This is a genomic window from Cellulomonas sp. (genome assembly GCF_017744555.1).
In the GTDB taxonomy this organism is placed as follows: domain Bacteria; phylum Actinomycetota; class Actinomycetes; order Actinomycetales; family Cellulomonadaceae; genus Cellulomonas.
In genome coordinates this window covers 1-1,632 of record NZ_JAGIBD010000099.1, presented here as the reverse complement: position 1 = coordinate 1,632, position 1,632 = coordinate 1, and the positions used below count along the sequence as shown (strand labels likewise).

Sequence of the window (1,632 nt, the reverse complement as noted above, 5' to 3'; positions counted from 1 at the left end):
ACTCCATGTCGTGCTCGACGACGACGACCGTGCGCTGCTCGCCGATGCGCTGCAGCAGCAGCCCGGTCTGCTCGCGCTCGGCCTGGCTCATGCCCGCGACCGGCTCGTCGAGCAGCAGCAGGCGCGCGTCCTGGACCAGCAGCATGCCGATCTCGAGCCACTGCTTCTGCCCGTGCGCGAGCACGCCCGCGGGCAGGTCACGCACGTGCGCGAGCCCGACCGTCTCCAGCGCCGCCTCGACCTCCGGCGGCACGCCGCGGCGTCGACGCAGCAGCGTCGACGGGCCGCGCCCGGCGCCCGCCGCGATGTCCAGGTTCTGCAGCACCGTGAGCTCGTCGAACACGCTCGCGGTCTGGAACGTGCGCCCGACCCCGGCCCGCACGATCCGGTGCGACGGCCTGCCCAGCAGGTCGACGCGGCCGAGCTGCACCGAGCCCGTGGCGGGCGCGAGGCCCGTGATCGCGTCGACGACCGTCGTCTTGCCGGCGCCGTTGGGGCCGATGAGGAAGCGCAGGTCGCCCTGCGTGACGGTGAGGTCGACGCCGTCGACCGCGACGAACCCGTCGAACACGACCCGCAGGCCGCGGACCTCGAGGTAGTCGTGCCGGAACCGGGAGCCCGGCGCCGCGATGACGGCCTCGAGCGCCTGCGGGTCCAGGCCGCCGGCGTCGGGCGGCGCGGACGCGGTACTCAACGGTGCGGGGGTGGGCTGCTGCTCGGTCATGCGTTCCTCCCGGCCGTGCGGGCCGCGGTGACGGCGTCCTGGCCGGGGTCGGGCCCGGGGTCGTCGGCGTGGGCCGGCCCTCCGCCGGGCGGATGCGTCGGTGCGTCGCCCGGGCCTGGATCGGCTGCCCCGCGCCGGCGCCGCAGCGCGCCGAGCGTCGCGAGCCCGTCGGGCAGGAACGCGACGACGAGGATGAACAGCGCCCCCTGGAAGTAGGTCCAGAACGACGGGAACTGCTCCGAGAGCCCGGTCTGCGCCCACGACACGGCGATCGCGCCGAGCACGGGGCCGAGCAGGGTGGCGCGGCCACCGATCGCGACCCCGACGAGGAACCCGATCGACGGGATCACGCCCACGTCGGCGGGCGAGACGATGCCGACGACGGGCGCGAACAGCGCACCGCCGACACCCGCGAAGCACGCGGCGACCGCGTAGGCGACGACCTTGACGTTCGCGGGGTCGTAGCCGAGGAACCGCACGCGGTTCTCCTGGTCGCGCACCGCGACGAGCAGCTCGCCGAACCGCGACACCATGAGCAGCCGCACCACGGCGACCATGACGAGCAGCACGCCCGCGGAGACGTAGTAGAGCATCCGCTTGTTGACCGGGTCGGCCAGGTCGTACCCGAAGAACGACCGGAACCCGTTGAGCCCGTTGGTGCCGCCCGTGACCTTCTGCTGGCCGACCAGCAGGATCGCGAACGCCGCCGCGAGCGCCTGCGACAGGATGGCGAAGTACGCGCCGCGCACGCGCCGGCGGAACACCGCGAGCCCCAGCAGCGTCGCGACGCCCGCGGGCAGCAGCAGGATCGCCAGGACCGTGACGACGGGGTCGCGCAGCGGCTCCCACCACGCGGGGACCACGCCGTCGCCGTACAGCAGCATGAAGTCCGGCACGCCGCCGGGGCC

Annotated in this window: 2 protein-coding genes; both read right to left on the bottom strand. The window is 74.5% G+C overall.

Translation table 11 applies throughout. The features are described from left to right. The coding region (locus J7523_RS20325) for an ATP-binding cassette domain-containing protein (protein WP_291890606.1) at nucleotides 1-724 on the bottom strand (724 nt) is incomplete at its 3' end. Next, nucleotides 721-1,632 (bottom strand): urea ABC transporter permease subunit UrtC (urtC, locus tag J7523_RS20320; RefSeq protein ID WP_291890604.1); only part of this gene is annotated, 912 nt, incomplete at its 5' end. The genes urtC and J7523_RS20325, both read right to left, overlap by 4 nt.